The 18,666-nt window shown below is 52.2% G+C and carries 17 protein-coding genes; 1 reads left to right on the top strand and 16 read right to left on the bottom strand.

The genetic code is table 11. The features are described from left to right. Window positions 1-239 precede the first annotated feature (239 nt). Window positions 240-1,631, top strand: coding sequence for an exodeoxyribonuclease VII large subunit (gene xseA / locus ACXAGQ_RS10235; protein ID WP_475253739.1), 1,392 nt, complete (start codon window positions 240-242; stop codon window positions 1,629-1,631). Between the two features lie 133 nt (window positions 1,632-1,764). Here xseA and ACXAGQ_RS10230 read toward each other — a convergent pair whose 3' ends face one another. The 16 genes from ACXAGQ_RS10230 to hscA form a co-directional block, all read right to left on the bottom strand. Beyond that, the gene (locus tag ACXAGQ_RS10230; RefSeq protein ID WP_475242469.1) at window positions 1,765-1,989 is read right to left on the bottom strand and encodes a zinc ribbon domain-containing protein; all 225 of its coding nucleotides are present in this window, start codon (window positions 1,987-1,989) and stop codon (window positions 1,765-1,767) included. Window positions 1,990-2,395: 406 nt separating this feature from the next. Beyond that, complete coding sequence (locus tag ACXAGQ_RS10225) at window positions 2,396-3,352, bottom strand: alanyl-tRNA editing protein (protein WP_475253737.1); 957 nt, start codon at window positions 3,350-3,352, stop codon at window positions 2,396-2,398. A gap of 101 nt (window positions 3,353-3,453) precedes the next feature. Then, window positions 3,454-4,956, bottom strand: a complete 1,503-nt coding sequence (gene der / locus ACXAGQ_RS10220) for a ribosome biogenesis GTPase Der (protein ID WP_475253735.1) — start codon at window positions 4,954-4,956, stop codon at window positions 3,454-3,456. Window positions 4,957-5,137: 181 nt separating this feature from the next. Continuing rightward, entirely contained in the window at window positions 5,138-6,295 is a 1,158-nt protein-coding gene (bamB, locus tag ACXAGQ_RS10215; protein ID WP_475253733.1) for an outer membrane protein assembly factor BamB, read from the bottom strand. 10 nt (window positions 6,296-6,305) lie between these two features. Beyond that, window positions 6,306-6,917 (bottom strand): YfgM family protein, encoded by a 612-nt coding sequence (locus ACXAGQ_RS10210; protein ID WP_475253731.1) that lies wholly within the window; start codon window positions 6,915-6,917, stop codon window positions 6,306-6,308. Window positions 6,918-6,930: 13 nt separating this feature from the next. After that, complete coding sequence (gene hisS, locus ACXAGQ_RS10205) at window positions 6,931-8,199, bottom strand: histidine--tRNA ligase (protein ID WP_475253729.1); 1,269 nt, start codon at window positions 8,197-8,199, stop codon at window positions 6,931-6,933. Between the two features lie 102 nt (window positions 8,200-8,301). After that, complete coding sequence (gene ispG, locus ACXAGQ_RS10200; protein WP_475253727.1) at window positions 8,302-9,417, bottom strand: flavodoxin-dependent (E)-4-hydroxy-3-methylbut-2-enyl-diphosphate synthase; 1,116 nt, start codon at window positions 9,415-9,417, stop codon at window positions 8,302-8,304. A gap of 12 nt (window positions 9,418-9,429) precedes the next feature. Next, a complete protein-coding gene (gene rodZ / locus ACXAGQ_RS10195; RefSeq protein ID WP_475253725.1) occupies window positions 9,430-10,404 on the bottom strand; it encodes a cytoskeleton protein RodZ in 975 nt (324 codons plus the stop codon). Then, window positions 10,394-11,152: a type IV pilus biogenesis/stability protein PilW gene (pilW, locus tag ACXAGQ_RS10190; protein ID WP_475253723.1), complete on the bottom strand. Its 759-nt coding sequence runs from the start codon at window positions 11,150-11,152 to the stop codon at window positions 10,394-10,396. Before pilW ends, rodZ begins: the two co-directional genes overlap by 11 nt. Before the next feature lie 77 nt (window positions 11,153-11,229). Further along, window positions 11,230-12,351: a dual-specificity RNA methyltransferase RlmN gene (rlmN, locus tag ACXAGQ_RS10185; protein WP_317524236.1), complete on the bottom strand. Its 1,122-nt coding sequence runs from the start codon at window positions 12,349-12,351 to the stop codon at window positions 11,230-11,232. Window positions 12,352-12,675: 324 nt separating this feature from the next. Continuing rightward, on the bottom strand, window positions 12,676-13,104 hold the full coding sequence (gene ndk, locus ACXAGQ_RS10180; RefSeq protein WP_475253721.1) for a nucleoside-diphosphate kinase: 429 nt from the start codon (window positions 13,102-13,104) through the stop codon (window positions 12,676-12,678). 29 nt (window positions 13,105-13,133) lie between these two features. Next, on the bottom strand, window positions 13,134-14,411 hold the full coding sequence (pepB, locus tag ACXAGQ_RS10175) for an aminopeptidase PepB (RefSeq protein ID WP_475253719.1): 1,278 nt from the start codon (window positions 14,409-14,411) through the stop codon (window positions 13,134-13,136). 57 nt (window positions 14,412-14,468) lie between these two features. Next, window positions 14,469-15,764, bottom strand: a complete 1,296-nt coding sequence (gene pepB / locus ACXAGQ_RS10170; protein ID WP_475253717.1) for an aminopeptidase PepB — start codon at window positions 15,762-15,764, stop codon at window positions 14,469-14,471. A 378-nt stretch (window positions 15,765-16,142) separates the two neighbouring features. After that, window positions 16,143-16,343 (bottom strand): Fe-S cluster assembly protein IscX, encoded by a 201-nt coding sequence (iscX, locus tag ACXAGQ_RS10165; protein WP_475242480.1) that lies wholly within the window; start codon window positions 16,341-16,343, stop codon window positions 16,143-16,145. A gap of 115 nt (window positions 16,344-16,458) precedes the next feature. Next, window positions 16,459-16,797 (bottom strand): ISC system 2Fe-2S type ferredoxin, encoded by a 339-nt coding sequence (fdx, locus tag ACXAGQ_RS10160; protein WP_475253715.1) that lies wholly within the window; start codon window positions 16,795-16,797, stop codon window positions 16,459-16,461. 2 nt (window positions 16,798-16,799) lie between these two features. Continuing rightward, complete coding sequence (gene hscA / locus ACXAGQ_RS10155) at window positions 16,800-18,650, bottom strand: Fe-S protein assembly chaperone HscA (protein ID WP_475253713.1); 1,851 nt, start codon at window positions 18,648-18,650, stop codon at window positions 16,800-16,802. Window positions 18,651-18,666: the final 16 nt, after the last annotated feature.

Raw genomic sequence — 18,666 nt, 5'->3', positions numbered from 1 at the left:
AGAAGGATAAAATATTGCGGACGAATTATACGGAGGAAGCAATCGATTGGCTAGACTTTTTTTAATTTTTTTAATTGACAAAAAACTCTTGATGTGTAGTATATATCGGTTAAGTATCCGGTGCTGCGGTCAGCATATTGCGACCAAGATCTGTCCATAGATCTGCCCAGGCTCTTTTCACCACGTCCTGGCTCCGTCAACTGCACACCTTCAGCCTTCCAATACAGGTATCTTGTCTCGTGACGTTATTTGCTCAACAGAACCAGACCAATGACCGTATCTACACTGTTTCCAGCCTAAATGCCCAAGTCCGTTTGATCCTTGAAAACGAAATGGGTGTCGTATGGCTGGTCGGTGAACTGTCGAATCTGTCCATGCCCGTTTCCGGCCATTGGTATTTCACCCTCAAAGACTCACGCGCCCAGGTCAAATGTGCCATGTTCAAAGGCAGCAACCGCCGTGTGACCTTCAAGCCAGCCAACGGCACCCAGGTCTTGGTCAAAGCCCGCCTGTCACTGTACGAGCCCCGCGGTGACTACCAATTGATCATCGAGAGCATGCAGCCGGAAGGCGACGGCCGCCTGCAACAGCAGTTCGAACAGCTGAAAATGAACCTGGCCGCCGAGGGCTTGTTTGCCCAGACACTCAAGCAACCGTTGCCCGAGCAACCACAGCGGGTAGGTATCGTGACCTCGAAAACCGGTGCTGCCCTGCACGATATCCTCAATGTTTTGCAGCGCCGCGATCCCGGCCTGCCGGTTGTCATCTACCCGACCATTGTCCAAGGGGAAGGCGCAGCTATCTCAATAGCCCAGGCGATTGGCCGTGCCAACGCCCGACAGGAATGTGATGTGCTGATTGTTGGCCGCGGTGGCGGCTCACTAGAAGATCTGTGGGCCTTCAACGAGGAGATTGTCGCCAGAACGATTGCCGCTAGCCAGATCCCAATTGTCAGCGCCGTCGGCCACGAAGTGGATGTGACTATTGCGGATTTCGTCGCCGATGTCCGTGCCCCGACCCCTTCGGCAGCCGCAGAGCTGATCAGCCGTGACATGGGCTTCCAGACCCAAAAGATCAGCCAGAAAGTACAGCAGCTTCAGCATGCTATGCGCCATTACCTGTCGGGTAAGCAAGCACAGACAGTCAGGTTGCAGCACCACCTTGACCGCCAGCACCCGCAGGTCCGCCTCAACCAGCAGCAACAGCAGTTGGATGAGCTGGCAGGTAAGCTTGAGCTAGTAATGAGGCAACGCCTGAGCCGCCACCAGCAGCACCTTGACCGCAACAATTACAAGCTGGCGCTGAACTCGCCGGCCAATATTGTTCAGGCCCAGCAGAACCGGCTCGAACGCCTACAGCAAAGATTGTTAGATGGCATGGATAGGCGCCTGCTCAATGCCAACCATAAACTGGCGATGGCAGCAGAAAAGCTGGAAACGGTCAGCCCACTGGCCACACTAGGGCGTGGTTACTCGATCACCCGCAACAGCAAGGGGCAGGTTATCCGCAGTACAAGCCAAGTCAAACAAGGTGATAACCTTAGGACGACACTTGCAGACGGGGAAATTCATTCCACGGTATTGGAGTCCGTTTCAAAATCAACGTCTGGATCGGTACAGTCCCCCGAATAACATCAGGCTCTCACTTCATAATCAAAAATGCCGCCTAGTGAGTGACACTAGGCGGCATTTTTATTGCTCTGCTTGATTGCTCAGCTCAGAAGCCAAATGAAATTCAGTCTACGGCGTTTCCGGTCATATCCAATCAAGCTTTATCGAACTGGATCCTGACTCGAGATTTGGACTTCAACTCATTGCATGTATTGCAAAAATAACTCGCAGCCCCGCATGCCTGGAGCTTTTCCAGCTCAGCATCGCAATCCGGGCAAAATGCCTTCTTGATAAACGTCAAGCTACATTGCCCGCAATGGTACTTCCCGTCTTGCCACTCAAGCTCTTGGCTGCAGTTCGGGCAATTATTCTGGCTCATAGACTCTCCCTTAATCCAATTGTCCCCATCATAACTTAACCGAGCACCCTGCACTCTTGATCCAGCTCAGCAACGGCTAAAGTGGGGTGTCCTCCATCAAGACTGCGTATCCTGATCGTACTTCAAACTGTTGATCAACGACAAAAGCCATGGTGATCAGCGATCAGCTAGCAAAAGAACATTTATCAATACACATCCCGAAAGCATGAGTTACATGTTCTGTTTTTCAATTTTAAACGATATTAATATCTATCACTTTCGGTTTATATCCACATGATCCAGCAAATAATAAAATCAGAACTAACGGATCAAAAATCTGCTATCAAAACATCAAAACAAACTTAAAGCATTGATATTAAATACATTTCATCACCCAAGTAACACTTAAGTCCTTATCGACAGCCGATCATGCAGGTTGGCTGTGGGTAAGCATCACCAGTTCCTGTTCATTGATTAGCTGGAATTCAACCCGCAGCGCCGAATATTCTGCTAGCGAACGGACATGAGTACCACCACAGGGGATTTCTGCCACTTCCCCTTCTTGCAAATCACAGCGCCAGTAACGGGAGTCAGTGAGCGCTTCACCTTCCCTACGCATATCTACCGAGTAGCCCGCTTCACACCATGCAGCAAGCTGCTGGTTGATTTGCTCGGCTATCGCCGGCAAGGCTGCAATCATATCGGCGGCATTGAGCCCGCGCTTACGCAGGGTTTTACCGATACGGTAAGTATCTGTGCTGCAATCTTCCGTTACCCGGCTCTCTGTCTGGGCATAGCTGTGGAAGTCATAATGGCCCAGCTCATCCTTACGCGAGGCGTCTTTACGCCAGAAATCATGATGCAAGACTTTGTTCAAAGCCAGGGATGAAAAGTGGCCGCCACTGTGGCCGCGACTCAATGCCAACTGATAGTGCTCATCGATATTCAGAGTGATTTTGCTACCTGCAGGAAGATATACAGTTTCAGCCAACTGGTGAACGACCACAAATACCCACCCCGGCTCATCACGCTTTACCGGAATATCAACCCCAACATACAGTTGTCCGCTTTCCTGCTCTACGGCACCCACGAGGCAATCAACCACCTCATGCACTTGACTATTTACAGCCAATGTTCCGCGATCGGCGGGGTGATCTGGCCAGATATGGCTGACAGGATGAAAAGGGGTACGGTCGGTAACGACATAACACCCTCGTTCTGGGTGGGCGACAATCAATTGAATATTGGCTTCGCATCGGTAAATGCGTTCTGGGAACAGAACCTGGGTTGCGCTGATCACTGTGGGGATATCCTTACTGCTCGATGGAGAGTCGATAATAACAAAAATCCTACCTATCGACTGGTTAAAACCGATGACAAACATTCTCCGTCATTGCAACTCCGAGTATTCTGATGCTTGGTATCTAACCTTAAACAAAAACCCGGCCAAGGGGCCGGGTTTGTCTATACGGTTTGTCCGATTAATTAGCTGTCACGGTCACGGTTTTTCAGCGCCGTTGCCAGACGCTTACGCTGGCGCTCCTGAGAAACGGTCAGTTTTTGCTTCTTGGCTTCGAACGGGTTATCGCTGCTCTGGAACTGGATACGAATTGGGGTACCCATCATTTCCAATGACTTACGGTAGTAGTTCATCAGATAGCGCTTGTAAGAGCCCGGCAGTTCATTCACCAAGTTACCGTGTATAACGATAATCGGCGGGTTGTAACCACCTGCGTGCGCATACTTCAGTTTCACACGGCGGCCACGGATCATAGGTGGCTGGTGATCGTCCTGTGCCATCTGCATAATGCGAGTCAGCATTGAAGTGCTGATACGCTTGGTTGCCGACTGGTAGGCTTCCTGTACTGATTCGTACAAGTGGCCAACACCAGTGCCGTGCAGTGCCGAGATAAAGTGGATACGGGCGAAATCAACAAAGCCCAGACGGCGGTCTAGCTCAGACTTCACACGCTCTTTGACTTCGTTATCCAGGCCATCCCACTTGTTCACGGCAATCACCAGTGAACGGCCCGCATTCAATGCGAAGCCAAGCAGACTCAGATCCTGATCAGAAATGTTTTCGCGTGCATCGATAACCAGCAGCACAACGTTGGCATCTTCTACCGCTTTCAGGGTCTGGATCACCGAGAACTTCTCGACCGCTTCGTGCATATTTTTACGACGGCGGATACCTGCCGTATCAATCAGCACATACTCCTGGCCTTCGCGCTCCATCGGGATGTAGATAGAGTCACGGGTGGTGCCCGGCATATCGTAAACCACCACACGCTCTTCACCCAGAATACGGTTAGTCAGCGTCGACTTACCCACATTCGGACGACCGATGATTGCCATCTTAATTGGTTGCTCTTGCAGGCGTTTGTATGCCGCTTCGGCATCCGCCTCAGACAGGTTGGCTTTCTCGATATCTTCAACCGACGTCAGATCTTCGATGAATACCTCATCGCTGTCTTCATCCGCTTGTGCTTTCAGGTTATCGGCAAACGGTGCCAAAGCACGCTCCATCAGGGCAGTCACACCACGGTTCTGTGCTGCAGCAATCTGATACATGCCATCCATACCCAGCTTCCAGAATTCGGCACAGGCGCTGTCTGCATCGATACCGTCGATCTTGTTAACCACCAAGAAGGTTGGTTTTTCACGGCTGCGAAGGTGCTTAGCGATGGCTTCGTCTGACGATGTCAGGCCAGCACGGCCGTCAACAAGGAACAGCACAACGTCCGCTTCTTCGATCGCTGCCAGTGATTGCTCGGCCATTTTGGTTTCGACGCCTTCTTCAGTGCCGTCGATACCACCGGTATCAATCACAATAAATTCGTGCTCTTCGAGCTCAGCCTTACCGTATTTACGATCCCTTGTTAGGCCAGGAAAGTCAGCTACCAGCGCATCCCTTGTGCGGGTAAGACGGTTGAATAACGTCGATTTACCCACGTTTGGGCGCCCGACAAGGGCAACAACAGGAATCATAAGTACCTCTTACTTTTCATAGTCTTAATGACATATTTTCCATTCATTCTTGCCTCCAGCCAGGCCCGTAGCCTGCACCTTCATCCGACAATAATATCGCGAACGGATAGAACAACAACGGCTCCTGACTGTGTCCACAGCAGGAGCCGAGAATAATAATGGCGCGTATTATAACGGCAAATTAAGGCATTTGCATTTTGTTAATACGCCCATCTCGAGTGATCACTAAGTAGCCATCGCTCATCCGGACTGGCGGTACCGCAATACCGCTGTCGTCTGTTTCCTGCTGGGCAACAAAGTCACCACTGTATGGGTCAATCCAATGCAGATAACCCTCGCTGTCACCTACGACCAGGTAGCCGTCGATCACCACAGGGGCGCTAAGCAAACGGTGCTCCAGCTGGTTGTTCGACCACAGCTCCGTGCCGCTTCGGGTATCAACCGCAACAACATGGTCTTTGTCTGTGATCAAATATAGCTGACTACCGTCAATGGCAAAGTCAGTGGCAGAAGAATAGTTTCGTTTCCACGCCGCCTGGCCAGTTCGCAAATCGATTGAAACCAAGCTGCCGTTGAAGCCAAGGGCAAACAAGCGCTCGCCGTCGATCACCGGAGACGCGTCAACATCAACCAAGCGGTCAATCTCGGTGCCGCCTTTCGGGGAGCCGATTGGTTGCTGCCACAGCATCTGACCATTGCCCATCAGGGCACCTGCCAGACGACCATTGGCCTGTCCCCAGAATACACCACCAGAGATAGAAACTGGCGAGCTGTCACCTCTAAGGGTCAGCGTCGGTAGTTCACTACCTAGCTGCCAGCGGCTTTCACCGGTATCGGCATCCAGCGCCTGCAAAATACCACGGCTGGTATTCACAACCACCAAACCTTCATCAACCAATGGTTTCGACAGTACTTCGCCTTCTACCGTCTGACGCCAAACGACTTCACCGGTTGCTTCATCCAGGGCGATAACCTCGGCATTTTCCGAGCCGATGAACACCTTGCCATAAGACAGGGAAATGCCGCCCGCCAACCTTGCAGAGATATCCCCTTCAAGATCCTGCTGCCAGATTTCCGAACCCGTATCCGGATCCAGCGCTTTGACGAGACCATTACGGTCAGCAACAAACACCTTGCCGTAACCCACCGCTGGGCTGAGCTTGGAGAAGAAGTGGCCAACACCATCCCCTACCTTGCTGCTCCACCCCTGCACTGGGGTAAACGTACTCTCTACCACCGGCAACGGTGCCATCTGGATGGTATCTTCCTCGCTGGCACAACCAGCAAGGAGACCGACAGCCAAGGCTACCGAAATAGCTTGCTTCAACACCTTCTGCATACGCTCTACCTTATTGTGCCAAGTCGTCTAGCTTGATCTGCAAGGCAGGAGAAGCACCTAGCTGCTGTGCGCTAACATATGCTTCACGCGCAGCTTGCGTCTCACCTTTTTGCAGCAGAACATCACCACGCAGCTCAGCAACTTTGGCCGCCCAGCTCTCAGCTGTCACTTTATCTAGCTCAGACAGCGCCTTGTCAAAGGCATCTTGCTCGGCGTAAATACGCGCCAGGCGGGTTTGGGCAATAGGAAGAATCGCCACGTCTTGGGTGTTGGCAATCGCCCAGCTCAGCTGTTCAGCCGCTGCATCCAAGTCACCGTTATCAACCTGCGCTTTGGCCAGTTGCAGTGACGCAAGTACAGAATACTGGCTGCTTTCATGGGCTGCGATAAACGCCTGCACATCCGCAATGGCAGATTCACTACCACTTTCCAGGCGGTTAACCACCTGAGTGTATGCATCAGATGCCTGCTCCTTGGCTGATTGAACTTCCGACTGGTAATAACGCCAGCCAAACAGACCACCCAAACCAATCACAGTACCGAGAACAACGGCTTTACCGTTTTCTTTCCACCAAGCCTTTATCTGTTCAACTTGTTGTTCTTCTGTGATATTGCCGTCCACTTCCTGTCCTCTCTTAAATCAATTCGGCCAGCTTTGCTGCCACTTCGTCTTGCGCCATCGTGGTTTGCTCACCGCCGCGCAGATCTTTAACTACCACGGTATTCTCAGCGATTTCGTTTTCGCCCAATACCAGTGCAATTGCCGCGCCGACATTGTCAGCACGCTTGAATTGTTTCTTGAAGTTACCACCACCGAAGTGGCTCATCACACGTAGGCCAGCCACTTCTTCACGCAGCTTCTCAGCCAGCTTCATGCCTGCCATCATGGTGCCTTCACCCGCAGTCACCATGTAGACGTCAACCGGACGACGTACATCAGTCAGCTCTAGGGTTTCCATCATAAGCACAAGACGCTCAAGACCCATCGCAAAACCTACTGCCGGTGTTGCTTTGCCACCTAGCTGCTCAACCAGGCCGTCGTAGCGGCCACCGCCACATACGGTACCCTGCGCACCAAGGCTCTCGGTGATCCACTCAAATACGGTACGGTTGTAGTAGTCCAAACCACGTACAAGACGTTCATTTACTTGGTATTCGATGCCTGCTGCGTCCAATAGTTCACACAAACCGGCAAAATGTTGTGTTGACTCTTCACCCAAGTAGTCAGATAGCTTAGGTGCATCGGCCAGCACTTCCTGGATCGCTGCATTCTTGGTATCCAGAACACGAAGCGGGTTAGTGTGCATACGGCGCTTGCAGTCTTCATCCAAGATCTCGATGTGCTGCTCAAGGAACGCTACCAGTGCCTGGCGGTAGTTAGCGCGATCGTCCAGCGAACCGATAGAGTTCAGCTCAAGGCGAACGTGCTTGTCGATACCCAACTCACGCCACATACGGGCTGTCATCATGATCAGCTCCGCGTCAACATCCGGGCCATTCAGGCCGAACACTTCCACACCAAACTGGTGGAACTGGCGGTAGCGGCCTTTCTGCGGGCGCTCGTGGCGGAACATAGGACCTGTGTACCACAGGCGCTGTTCCTGGTTGTATAGCAGGCCATTCTGGATGCCCGAACGAACACAGCCAGCAGTCCCTTCAGGACGCAGAGTCAGGCTGTCGCCGTTACGGTCATCAAATGTGTACATTTCCTTTTCAACAACATCCGTTACTTCACCGATTGCCCGACTAAACAAATGCGTCGATTCAACGATTGGCATACGGACTTCACTGTAACCGTAAGCGCTCACTACTTGTTTAATGGTCGATTCCACTTTCTGCCAAAGTGGAGACTGGGTTGGAAGGCAGTCGTTCATGCCTCGAATTGCTTGAATTTGTTTCGCCACGTTTATTCTCGTTAACCGATGGGGAATGGAGTTGAATATATAGGTTATAACGCAAATAGTGAACCGCCCCAACGCGAGTGGGGGCGATTCTCGTCAATTTCGTTATTTTTCTGTCACATCAATGCGGTTTGCTGTATCCATCATTGATGCTTTTGCACGAATTTTAGCTTCTAGCTGCTCGATAACATTGTCGTTGTCGAAGCGCTCTTTCTGGCGCAGGCCGTCTTCATAAAACGCGCTCTTGCGGTTGCCGCCGGCAATACCAAGGTGAGACACTTCCGCTTCACCCGGGCCATTAACCACGCAACCAATTACGGAGACATCCATAGGTAATGTAATGTCTTCCAGTCGCTGCTCAAGCTCGTTCACGGTACCAATGACATCAAATTCCTGGCGCGAGCAAGTCGGGCAGGCAATAAAGTTGATACCACGGGAACGGATGCGCAACGATTTAAGAATATCAAAGCCGACTTTGATTTCTTCAACCGGATCAGCCGCCAGCGATACGCGCAGCGTATCACCGATCCCTTCGGACAACAGCATGCCAAGGCCCACTGCTGACTTCACCGAGCCCGCACGTGCACCACCGGCTTCGGTGATCCCCAAGTGAAGCGGCTGTTTGATCTGCTGGGCCAGCTTGCGGTACGAGTCTACCGCCAAGAACACATCAGATGCCTTAACACTGACCTTGAACTGGTCGAAGTTGAGGCGATCTAGGATGTCCACATGACGCATTGCTGATTCCACCAGCGCATCCGGCGTCGGCTCACCGTACTTTTGCTGGATGTCTTTTTCCAGCGAACCGCCGTTAACGCCAATGCGAATCGGGATGTTCTTGTCACGGGCACAATCGACCACCGCGCGGATACGGTCTTCACGACCAATATTGCCCGGGTTGATGCGCAAACAGTCAACACCGTACTCCGCCACTTTGAGGGCAATACGGTAATCGAAGTGGATATCAGCAACCAGCGGGATATTCACCTGCTGCTTGATTTGCTTAAACGCCTCTGCCGCGTCCATGGTTGGCACCGAAACTCGGACAATATCGGCTCCGACCTTTTCCAGCGACTGGATCTGCGCAACTGTCGCAGCCACATCTGTGGTACGGGTGTTGGTCATCGACTGCACCGCGATAGGTGCACCATCACCGATTGGCACATCACCGACATAGATACGGGTGGACTGACGGCGTTTAATTGGAGACTCGTTATGCATTACATCTACTCTTTACTGCGGCAGTTTCAATCGCGCCACTTTTCCTGCAGGATACCTGCTCAAATCGACAGGCTCACCTTTGTAGCTCATGGTTACCACGCTAGGTGCACCCAGCACCACGCGGAAAGGTTCGTTGCCGTCCAGCTTGAGGACATCACCGGCTTTCTTGATACCGGTATCCAAGCGGCGGCCATTGGCATCGCGGATATCAATCCAGCAATCGCCACTGAAACTCAGCTCGAGATCCGAGCTGGCAACCACGGTTTCGTCTTCCGAAACCACATCGCTCAACTGCTCTGCGGCAAGGCTGTCGGCACTATCTACATCAGTATCAGCCAGCTCTGCAGGTTCAGTGAAACTGTCTTCAAAACTTGCCTGCGGCTCAGGCTCAATTTCTGGCAGCTGAACCGGCTCAGCTTCGACCGTGGTCACGACACTTGCCGTTTCCTCAGTCCCCGACTCTGACGCCGCCACCAAGGATGTGGGGCTGCGTCCGTTGCCCGCATTGGCAATGGACTCATCCAATGCCTGCACTTCAGCCGGCGCTGCCGATAACTCAGCTTCCGGGGTCATCTGTAGGCTTTGCCACCACCAGATCCCGGTCAAGCCGATGAACAAGGCCCCCAATACCCAGGTCAGGCGCATGATACGGCTATCGTGCGCCTCTCGCTTGGTACGGCGAGAAAAGCTTTGCATTTCCTGCTCTTGGGGTTGGGCATGACCATGCTGGTCAAGTTTGGCCAGTACTTCGGCCTCATCAAGCCCGACAAATTTGGCATAGGAACGCACATAGCCGCGGGTAAACGTGGCCAGTTGCGCTTCTTCGAAATGGTTTTGTTCGATATCACTAACAACCGAGAGGCGTAGCCTCAACCGGCTTGCAACATCCTTCTGTGAATAGCCTAGCTTCTCTCGAGCCTGACGCAGCATATCCCCTGGAAGAATGATATCTTCTGTTGATCGTTCTTCGTTCTGTTCAGTATTCATTGGCTAGATAGTTTTGATATTGCAGAGAATCCGGGAACTGGGCTTTGAGAATACCAGCGTATTTATCCGCTTGGCTATCGTGGCCAGACAGTTGCTCCAACTGGATTAACAGCCAGAGGCTATCGGCTTTGTACCCGTATCTCTTGTTAAATTTAAACAGCCTAACGCGGGCTTCCTTGAAGTTCTGCGTCTCAATATCCAACTTCGACAGTTTCAGCATCGACTTGCCCCGGTATGGGTCGTAGGACAGTGCTTTTTCGAAATAGCCCCGAGCCTGAGGTTGGTTCCCTTGCTCCAGGCTGCACAGCGCCGCATTTTCATAACTGGCCGAAGTCAGGTAATAATATGGTTGCCTGATGGCACTCTCGAACTCATCGATCGCTTCATCGTAGCGCCCCTGACTACACAAGAATACACCATAGTTGTTTCTTACATCGCCATTTTTTGGTGAATCTCTTAACGCCTGGTGATACATAGCTTCAGCTGACTCTGGATCATCTACCCGCTGGTAGTAGTAAGCCATGGCATTTTGTGCCCGGTAATAACCCGGGGCATACCTCAGAGCAAGCTCAAAATTATCGCGTGCCCGCTGCCATTGCCCGTTGTCCAGATACCCCAGTCCAAGAGTGACCCTTGCCTCGGCAGCTTCAATCTTGTTCATGCCCTGGGGGGGCTTGCCAGCCTCATCGACGGTAACACAACCGACCATAAAACTACACAATAATAGGCACATCGTCCATCGTACCATCTTAATCCCACCTTAATATCCATATTAATGTGAAGCGAGGGCGGGCATAGCACCCACCCTCGCTTGGTAATCGTCTATTAGACTGATTTTACCGGGATTTGTTCACCGTTTTGAGCCTTAGCTTGTGTGCGTTTCGTGCGGTCAATCACATCGCCCACCAATTGTCCGCAGGCTGCATCGATATCATCGCCGCGGGTCTTACGGACAGTTACCGTAAAGTCATACTCCATCAGGGTTTTCATGAAGCGGTCAATACGCGAGTTGCTTGGCTTGTTGTATGGCGAACCCGGGTATGGGTTGAATGGGATCAGGTTTACTTTAGCCGGGGTATCTTTCAAGGTTTCAGCCAACTGACGGGCATGCTCCATGCCATCGTTAACATGATCGAGTAGGATATATTCCACAGTCACTCGGCCACGGTTAGCATTCGATGAGGCAATATAACGGCGGACAGAAGCCAGGAAGTCATCGATATTCCAACGGTCATTGATTGGCATGATTTCAGAACGCAACTCATCGGTCGGTGCGTGCAGAGAAATCGCCAGCGCCACATCGATATTGCCGGTCATCTGATCAAGGCCAGACACAACCCCTGATGTTGATACTGTTACGCGGCGCTTTGAAAGGCCAAAACCCAAATCATCGAGCATGATTTCAAGCGCAGGGATCAGGTTTTTCATGTTAAGCAGTGGCTCACCCATACCCATCATTACCACGTTGGTAATTGGACGGCGGCCAGTTTCTTTCTCAACACCGATCTCTTTGGCTGCACGCCAAACCTGGCCAATAATTTCAGATACACGCAGGTTACGGTTGAAGCCCTGCTGGGCCGTTGAGCAGAACTTACACTCTAGCGCACAACCCACCTGGGAAGAAACACACAAAGTCGCACGATCGTCTTCAGGGATGTAGACCGTTTCCACATCCTGATCGCCCACTTTCATCGCCCACTTAATGGTGCCATCACTAGAGTGCTGCGCTTCCGAGACATAAGGTGCACGGATTTCAGCAACTTGCTTGAGCTTTTCACGCAATTTCTTGTTGATGTTCGTCATCTGATCGAAATCATCACAACCGAAATGATAAATCCACTTCATAATCTGATCAGCACGGAAGGCTTTTTCGCCCAACTCCTCGGCAAAATACTTACGCAGCCCCTTGCGATCAAAATCCAGCAGATTCGTTTTAACAGTTGTCATCGGTTGTTGCCTCTTTAAATTACGTGACGTTATCTGTGCCTTGGGCATACCCATAGCGGTATACGACAGGACCTTTGAGTACCAAACCCCCAGCGAATGGCTTTCTTCCACCCGCCTATCTGTCAGTTTGGTTCATACCCAAGTAACTGCAAGCCCCCAGCTCTGTGGGGATAACCTGAGGCCACTTGGTATAAGGCGCGAAATTGTACAGGCTTTGGCAGTGAGATTCCACTTGTTAGCAGGACGAAGGAGCCAGGCAGGAAAATAAAAACGGGAAGCCAAAGCTTCCCGTTACGGTTTTTAGTATTGACTGTTCCTGCCAGCTTAGTCGCGAGGGCAAATCTCATCGTCTGCAAAGAAATAGGCGATTTCGCGCGCAGCCGACACCGTGCTATCGGCACCATGCACCGAGTTATGGCGCAGGCTAAGGGCGTAGTCGGCACGCAGGGTACCGCAGGCCGCCTCTTCCGGGTTAGTTTTCCCCATCAGTTCACGATAACGTACCACGGCGTTTTCACCTTCCAGTACCTGAACCATCACTGGGCCTGAAGTCATAAAGGCCACTAGGTCATCGAAGAACGGCTTGCCTTCGTGCTCGGCATAAAAGCCCTTGGCTTTGTCGGCATCCATGTGGATCATCTTGGCGGCTACCACGCGCAGGCCCGCTTTTTCGATACGGTTGTAGATTGCACCAATTAAATTACGCTTTACGGCATCTGGCTTTACGATTGAGAATGTTCTTTCAATTGTCATTATTATATTTCCCCTCAGGCTTAAATATTTTAAAGCAGCATTGCTGCAATGTTGGCAACCCCTACCCCAGTGGCACCGGCAGCCCAGCGGGCGTCGGCACTGTCACGGAAGCAAGCCGCCAAGTCAAAATGAACCCATCCGCAGTTGTCGGTATCGACAAAGCGTGACAGGAAGGCTGCTGCATTAGAGGCACCGCCCATACCACCGCCTTTCTGCGAACGGCTGTTTGCCGTATCGGCGTAGTATGACGGGCAGTTTGCCTGGTGCCAGGTTTCCAGCGGCAGCGGCCAAGCCGGCTCATTGACCAGCTCAGACAGCTGCTGTGCCTTGAACACCAATTCCTTGTTAAGTCCGAACAACGCATTGTAGTCTGTACCGACAGCCATCATCGCAGCACCAGTCAGGGTCGCGGCATCAATAATCAGCGGCGCTTTGGTTTCACTGGCGGCAATCAAACCATCAGCCAATACCAAACGGCCTTCGGCATCGGTATTAACGATTTCTACTGTCTGACCATTCTTGTACGTTAACACATCACCCAGCTTGTAGGCATTTCCTGCTATCAGGTTTTCGGCACAACACAGGATCAACTTCACACGTTGGCGCAAACCTTGCTCAATCGCATAGCCCAATGCCGCGGTGACAGTAGCAGCACCACCCATATCACACTTCATGGTGACCATGCCTGCACTCGACTTGATGCTATAGCCACCTGAGTCGAACGTAATCCCCTTGCCGACCAGACAGGCAGAAACCGGCGCATCTGCATCGCCTGTCGGGTTGAAGTCCACGGTCAGCATAACTGGTGGCCGGCTACTGGCACGGCCAACACTGTGGGTGCCTATCCAGCCTTGCTCGGCCAATGCATCGCCCACCACAATTTCATGGGAAAGGTCGTCACCGGCAATCGCGGAAAGGAAAGATACCGCTTCATCCGCAAGCTTTTCAGGGTACATATCTTCTGGTGTCGCATTGACGACCTTGCGCACCCAGTCGGCACTACGGCGGCGGGCATTGAGCAGCTCAAGCTCATCCTCGTCAATAGAGGCCCAGCGCAACTCAACGTCGGTTTTTGGCGAAGCAAAGCCGCAGTAAAAGGCCCATTGGCGCTCGTAGCTCCAGCCTTCACCTTCCAGGCTGGCTGATGTGATCCCCTGCGACTGCAACTGCCGGGCAGCCTGCTGGATACGGCGCAACGGGAAGTCACCGGCAAAATGAATGACCGCGCCGTCAGCTTCATAAGCCACCAACGCCTTGTCACCCCATACACCCTCATATTGGGCTGACGATAATGAAATTTTTAACATACTTTCTTCCTGAAAAAAGCTGCCGCCCTTGGGCGGCAGCAATGAGTCTTTTTAGTTTTAGTCTTGTTCGTGATCGCACAGGATGTTGGCCAGGGTGCGCACACCCATACCCGTTGCACCTGCCGCCCACTTATCGTTGGCCGACTTGCGGTAAGTACCGCTGGCATCAATGTGCATCCAGCCGTTCTGGTAATCTTCAACAAAGTAAGACAAGAAGGCAGCAGCCGTACTTGCACCTGGCATGAAGTCACCCTGGGAGATATTGCTCAGATCGGCAAAGTTCGATGGCATCATGGCACGGTGGTGATCAGCCAATGGCAGCGGCCACAGACCTTCGTTTTCATCACTCGCTGCCATGAGGGCTTTCTGGGCCAGACCATGATCAAAACTAAATAGCGCATGGTAATCGTTGCCCAGCGCATTCTTCGCCGCACCGGTCAAGGTCGCACAGTCGATGATCAGCTCTGGGTTTTGGCTGCTGGCGTAGATCAGACCGTCTGCCAGTACCAAGCGGCCTTCCGCATCGGTGTTGAGCACCTCGACAGTTTTACCGTTCTTGTAGGTAATGATGTCGCCCAGCTTGAAGGCGCGGCCAGATACCATGTTTTCCGCACAGCACAAGATCAGCTTAATACGCTTGTTGGTACCACGGGCAATTGCCAGTGCCAATGCACCAGTTGCCAGCGCAGAGCCCCCCATATCCGCTTTCATGGCCGTCATGCCCGCCGATGGTTTCATGCTGTAACCGCCTGAATCGAAGGTAATACCCTTACCTACCACGCAAGTGTGGACAGGCGCTTCGGCATTGCCCGTCGGGTTATAGTCCAGACGTAGCATCGCAGGTGAACGCTCTGAGCCACGACCGACAGTATGGATACCGTTCCAACCTTCATCCAGCAGATCGTTACCCTTGATGATTTTGTAAGTGACGTGCTCTGGGGCTAGAGACTTAATAAATTCCCCTGCACGAGAAGCTAGCTGCGATGGGCGTACCACTTCTGCCGACTGGTTAATGATCTCACGAACCCAGTTAGTGGCCATCAGACGTGCCTGAAGCTCTGCTTCATCCTCATCTGACAGGCCGCTCCAGCTAACGTCGTTACCCGGCTTGGCATTGCGGTGACCCTGAACAAATGCCCAAATTGTTTCTAGCTCCCAGCCTTCACCAACTAGCTCAACCTGCTTGATACCCTGAGAGTCCAACTTACGACCCGCACGTTGGATAGCCGGCAATACATTTTCTTCTGTCAGGTGTACTACCGCACCATCAGCTTCGAAGGTTACCAGGGCGTTTTTGCCCCACTTTTCATCAGCTGCTTCCGCAGACAGTAGCACACTCATTTTGGCAGACATGAAATACTCCTTGGATTGTTGTTACCCCGCCAGCGAAGGCGTAGTAACGAGATGAGATGTGGCGTGCCTAACGCCTGAATACCTTATCTTGCATGCATTTGGATAACAAATGAATGACAATGGCGTTACCCGCTATAACAGTTGTTATTGGGGCTCATTTTAGCATTACAAGGGGTTTCACAACGATTTCAGCACGTTCCGAGCTGTTCTCCCAAAAGAGGAAGGACAAAATAGTTGAAAATATGGCCTATTGACCAGTTTTCAGAATTTATCTTACTCTGCCTTGGTTCCAGCCAAGAAACAAGCTGTTTACAACGAGACTAAGAGCAAGATCATAAGGCGGGATTTAATAGAAAGGGAAAAAAACAGCCCAGATGATCAGTCCGCTTCTTCTATCCAGTACATCTGCACCGCTTCCAGCACCCGCTCACTACAATGTTTCGGATCATCGTCAAAATCATCCAGTTCCAAAATCCACTCTCTTAGATCGGTAAAGCGGATCTTCTCCGGATCAACATCCGGGTGCAGCTCTGACAGCTCGATAGCCAAATCCCGTGAATCTATCCATTTCAAGCCCATAACACTCTCCTCTTGTTTATGCCTCTAGCTCTAGCCTTATTAGTGTAGCCAACGACCGTAGATCACCGGGTACAAAAAAGCCCCGATGGTTTTCACCATCGGGGCTTTGGACATCTTAGTGGTTTTCCGATGCCAGGTTCAGGGTGTACTTCGGAATTTCCACCACCAAATCTTCATCGGCAACCTTGGCCTGGCAACCTAAACGTGATTCAGGCTCCAGTCCCCATGCCTTATCCAGCATGTCATCTTCCAGCTCATCACTCTCTTCAAGTGAATCAAAGCCTTCACGTATGATACAGTGGCACGTGGTACACGCACAGGATTTTTCACACGCATGTTCAATGCCAATACCGTTGCGCAGTGCCACGTCAAGAATGGTTTCGCCTTCTTGCGCTTCTAGCACTGCCCCTTCCGGGCAAAGCTCATCATGGGGTAATACAACAATTTTAGGCATGCCTAAACCTCATCAATCGACTGACCAGCCAGGGCACGGCGGATAGACTGATCCATCCGGCGTGATGCAAATTCCTGACTCGCCTTATCTGTTTTCTTAATTCCAGCCTCAATTGCGTGCGGATCAGTGCCCTGACGCAATTGAACCAGTTCCATCATAACGGCTTCCAGCTCGTCGCGCTCTTCTTTGCTCAGTAGGGTCTCACCATCCTGAGCCAGCGCTGCAATCAACCCTTCCAGTACGCGATCCGCTTCCACTTGTTGCTCGGCAAGGGCGCGGGCGTCTTTATCGTCCTGGGCAAAGGTCATTGAATCGCGGATCATCGTTGCAATTTCATCATCGGTCAGGCCGTAGGATGGCTTGACCTGAATAGAAGACTGCACGCCGCTACTCTTTTCCATCGCAGTTACAGACAACAAGCCGTCTGCATCCACTTGGTAGGTAACACGAATATGTGCTGCACCTGCGGCCATCGCAGGAATACCACGCAAGGTAAAGCGTGCCAGTGAACGGCAGTCACTCACCATTTCACGCTCACCCTGGACCACATGCACAGACATCGCTGTCTGGCCATCTTTGAACGTGGTGAACTCCTGGGCGCGGGCGACAGGAATCGTGGTGTTGCGCGGGATGATTTTCTCGATCATGCCGCCCATGGTCTCGATACCCAGCGACAGCGGGATCACATCCAGCAGCAGCATGTCTGCATCTGGTTTGTTGCCAGCAAGGATATCCGCCTGAATCGCCGCACCAATTGCAACTACCTGATCCGGGTCGATTGACGTCAACGGCTCTTTGCCAAAGTAGCTGCCAACCATTTCACGCACCAATGGTACGCGGGTCGAGCCACCAACCATGACGGTTTCGATAACGTCTTCAGCTGATACGTCTGCATCTTTCAACGCACGACGGCATGCCATCAGCGTCTTTTTCACCAAAGGTTGGATCAAGGCATCGAACTGCTCACGGGAAACCGTCCCCTGCCAGCCAAGCACATCTACCGAGACTTCATCGGCATCAGACAGTGCTTCTTTGGCTGCCTGCGCAGCATCTTGCAGCTTACGCTGGGCAATCGCATCACGCTCGGTGATACCGGCTTGCTCGGCAATCCAGTCCGCCAGCAGGTGGTCAAAGTCATCGCCGCCGAGGGCAGAGTCGCCACCGGTAGCCATCACTTCAAACACACCTTTCGACAGGCGAAGAATAGAGATATCAAATGTACCGCCACCCAAGTCATACACAGCGATCACGCCTTCCTGGCCTGAGTCCAGACCATAAGCAATCGCTGCCGCCGTTGGCTCATTAAGCAGCCGCAGAACATTGAGGTTCGCCAGCTTGGCCGCGTCTTTGGTGCCCGCACGCTGGGCATCATCAAAGTAGGCAGGGACAGTGATCACCACGCCTTCAAGTTCACCGCCAAGAGTGTCTTGTGCGCGTTGGTTAAGGGTCTTGAGAATTTCAGCCGATACCTGAACCGGATTAACCTCACCGCCACGGGTGATCAGCTGAGGCAAACCGTTGTCTGTTGCACTGAACTGATATGGCATCTGCGGATAGCGAGCTTGGATATCCGCCAGCGAACGGCCCATCATACGCTTAACAGAAATAATGCTATTGGCCGGATCCTGCTGAGCGATTTCGCGGGCTTCATGGCCAACGACCACGGCGCCTTCGCTGTAGTGAACCGCCGACGGCAAGATCGCACGCCCTTGCTCATCTTTCAGGGTTTCCGGAACGCCGCTGCGTACTGCAGCCACGAGAGAGTTTGTAGTGCCCAGATCAATACCCACCGCCAATTTATGTTGGTGCGGCGCGGCGCTTTGACCGGGTTCAGCAATCTGTAACAGTGCCATTTTCGTTCCTGTGGTG

This window comes from Photobacterium sp. ABD4_091 (genome assembly GCF_056160145.1).
The sequence above is the reverse complement of the archived record's forward strand: the minus strand, read 5'-3'. Positions and strand labels throughout refer to the sequence as shown.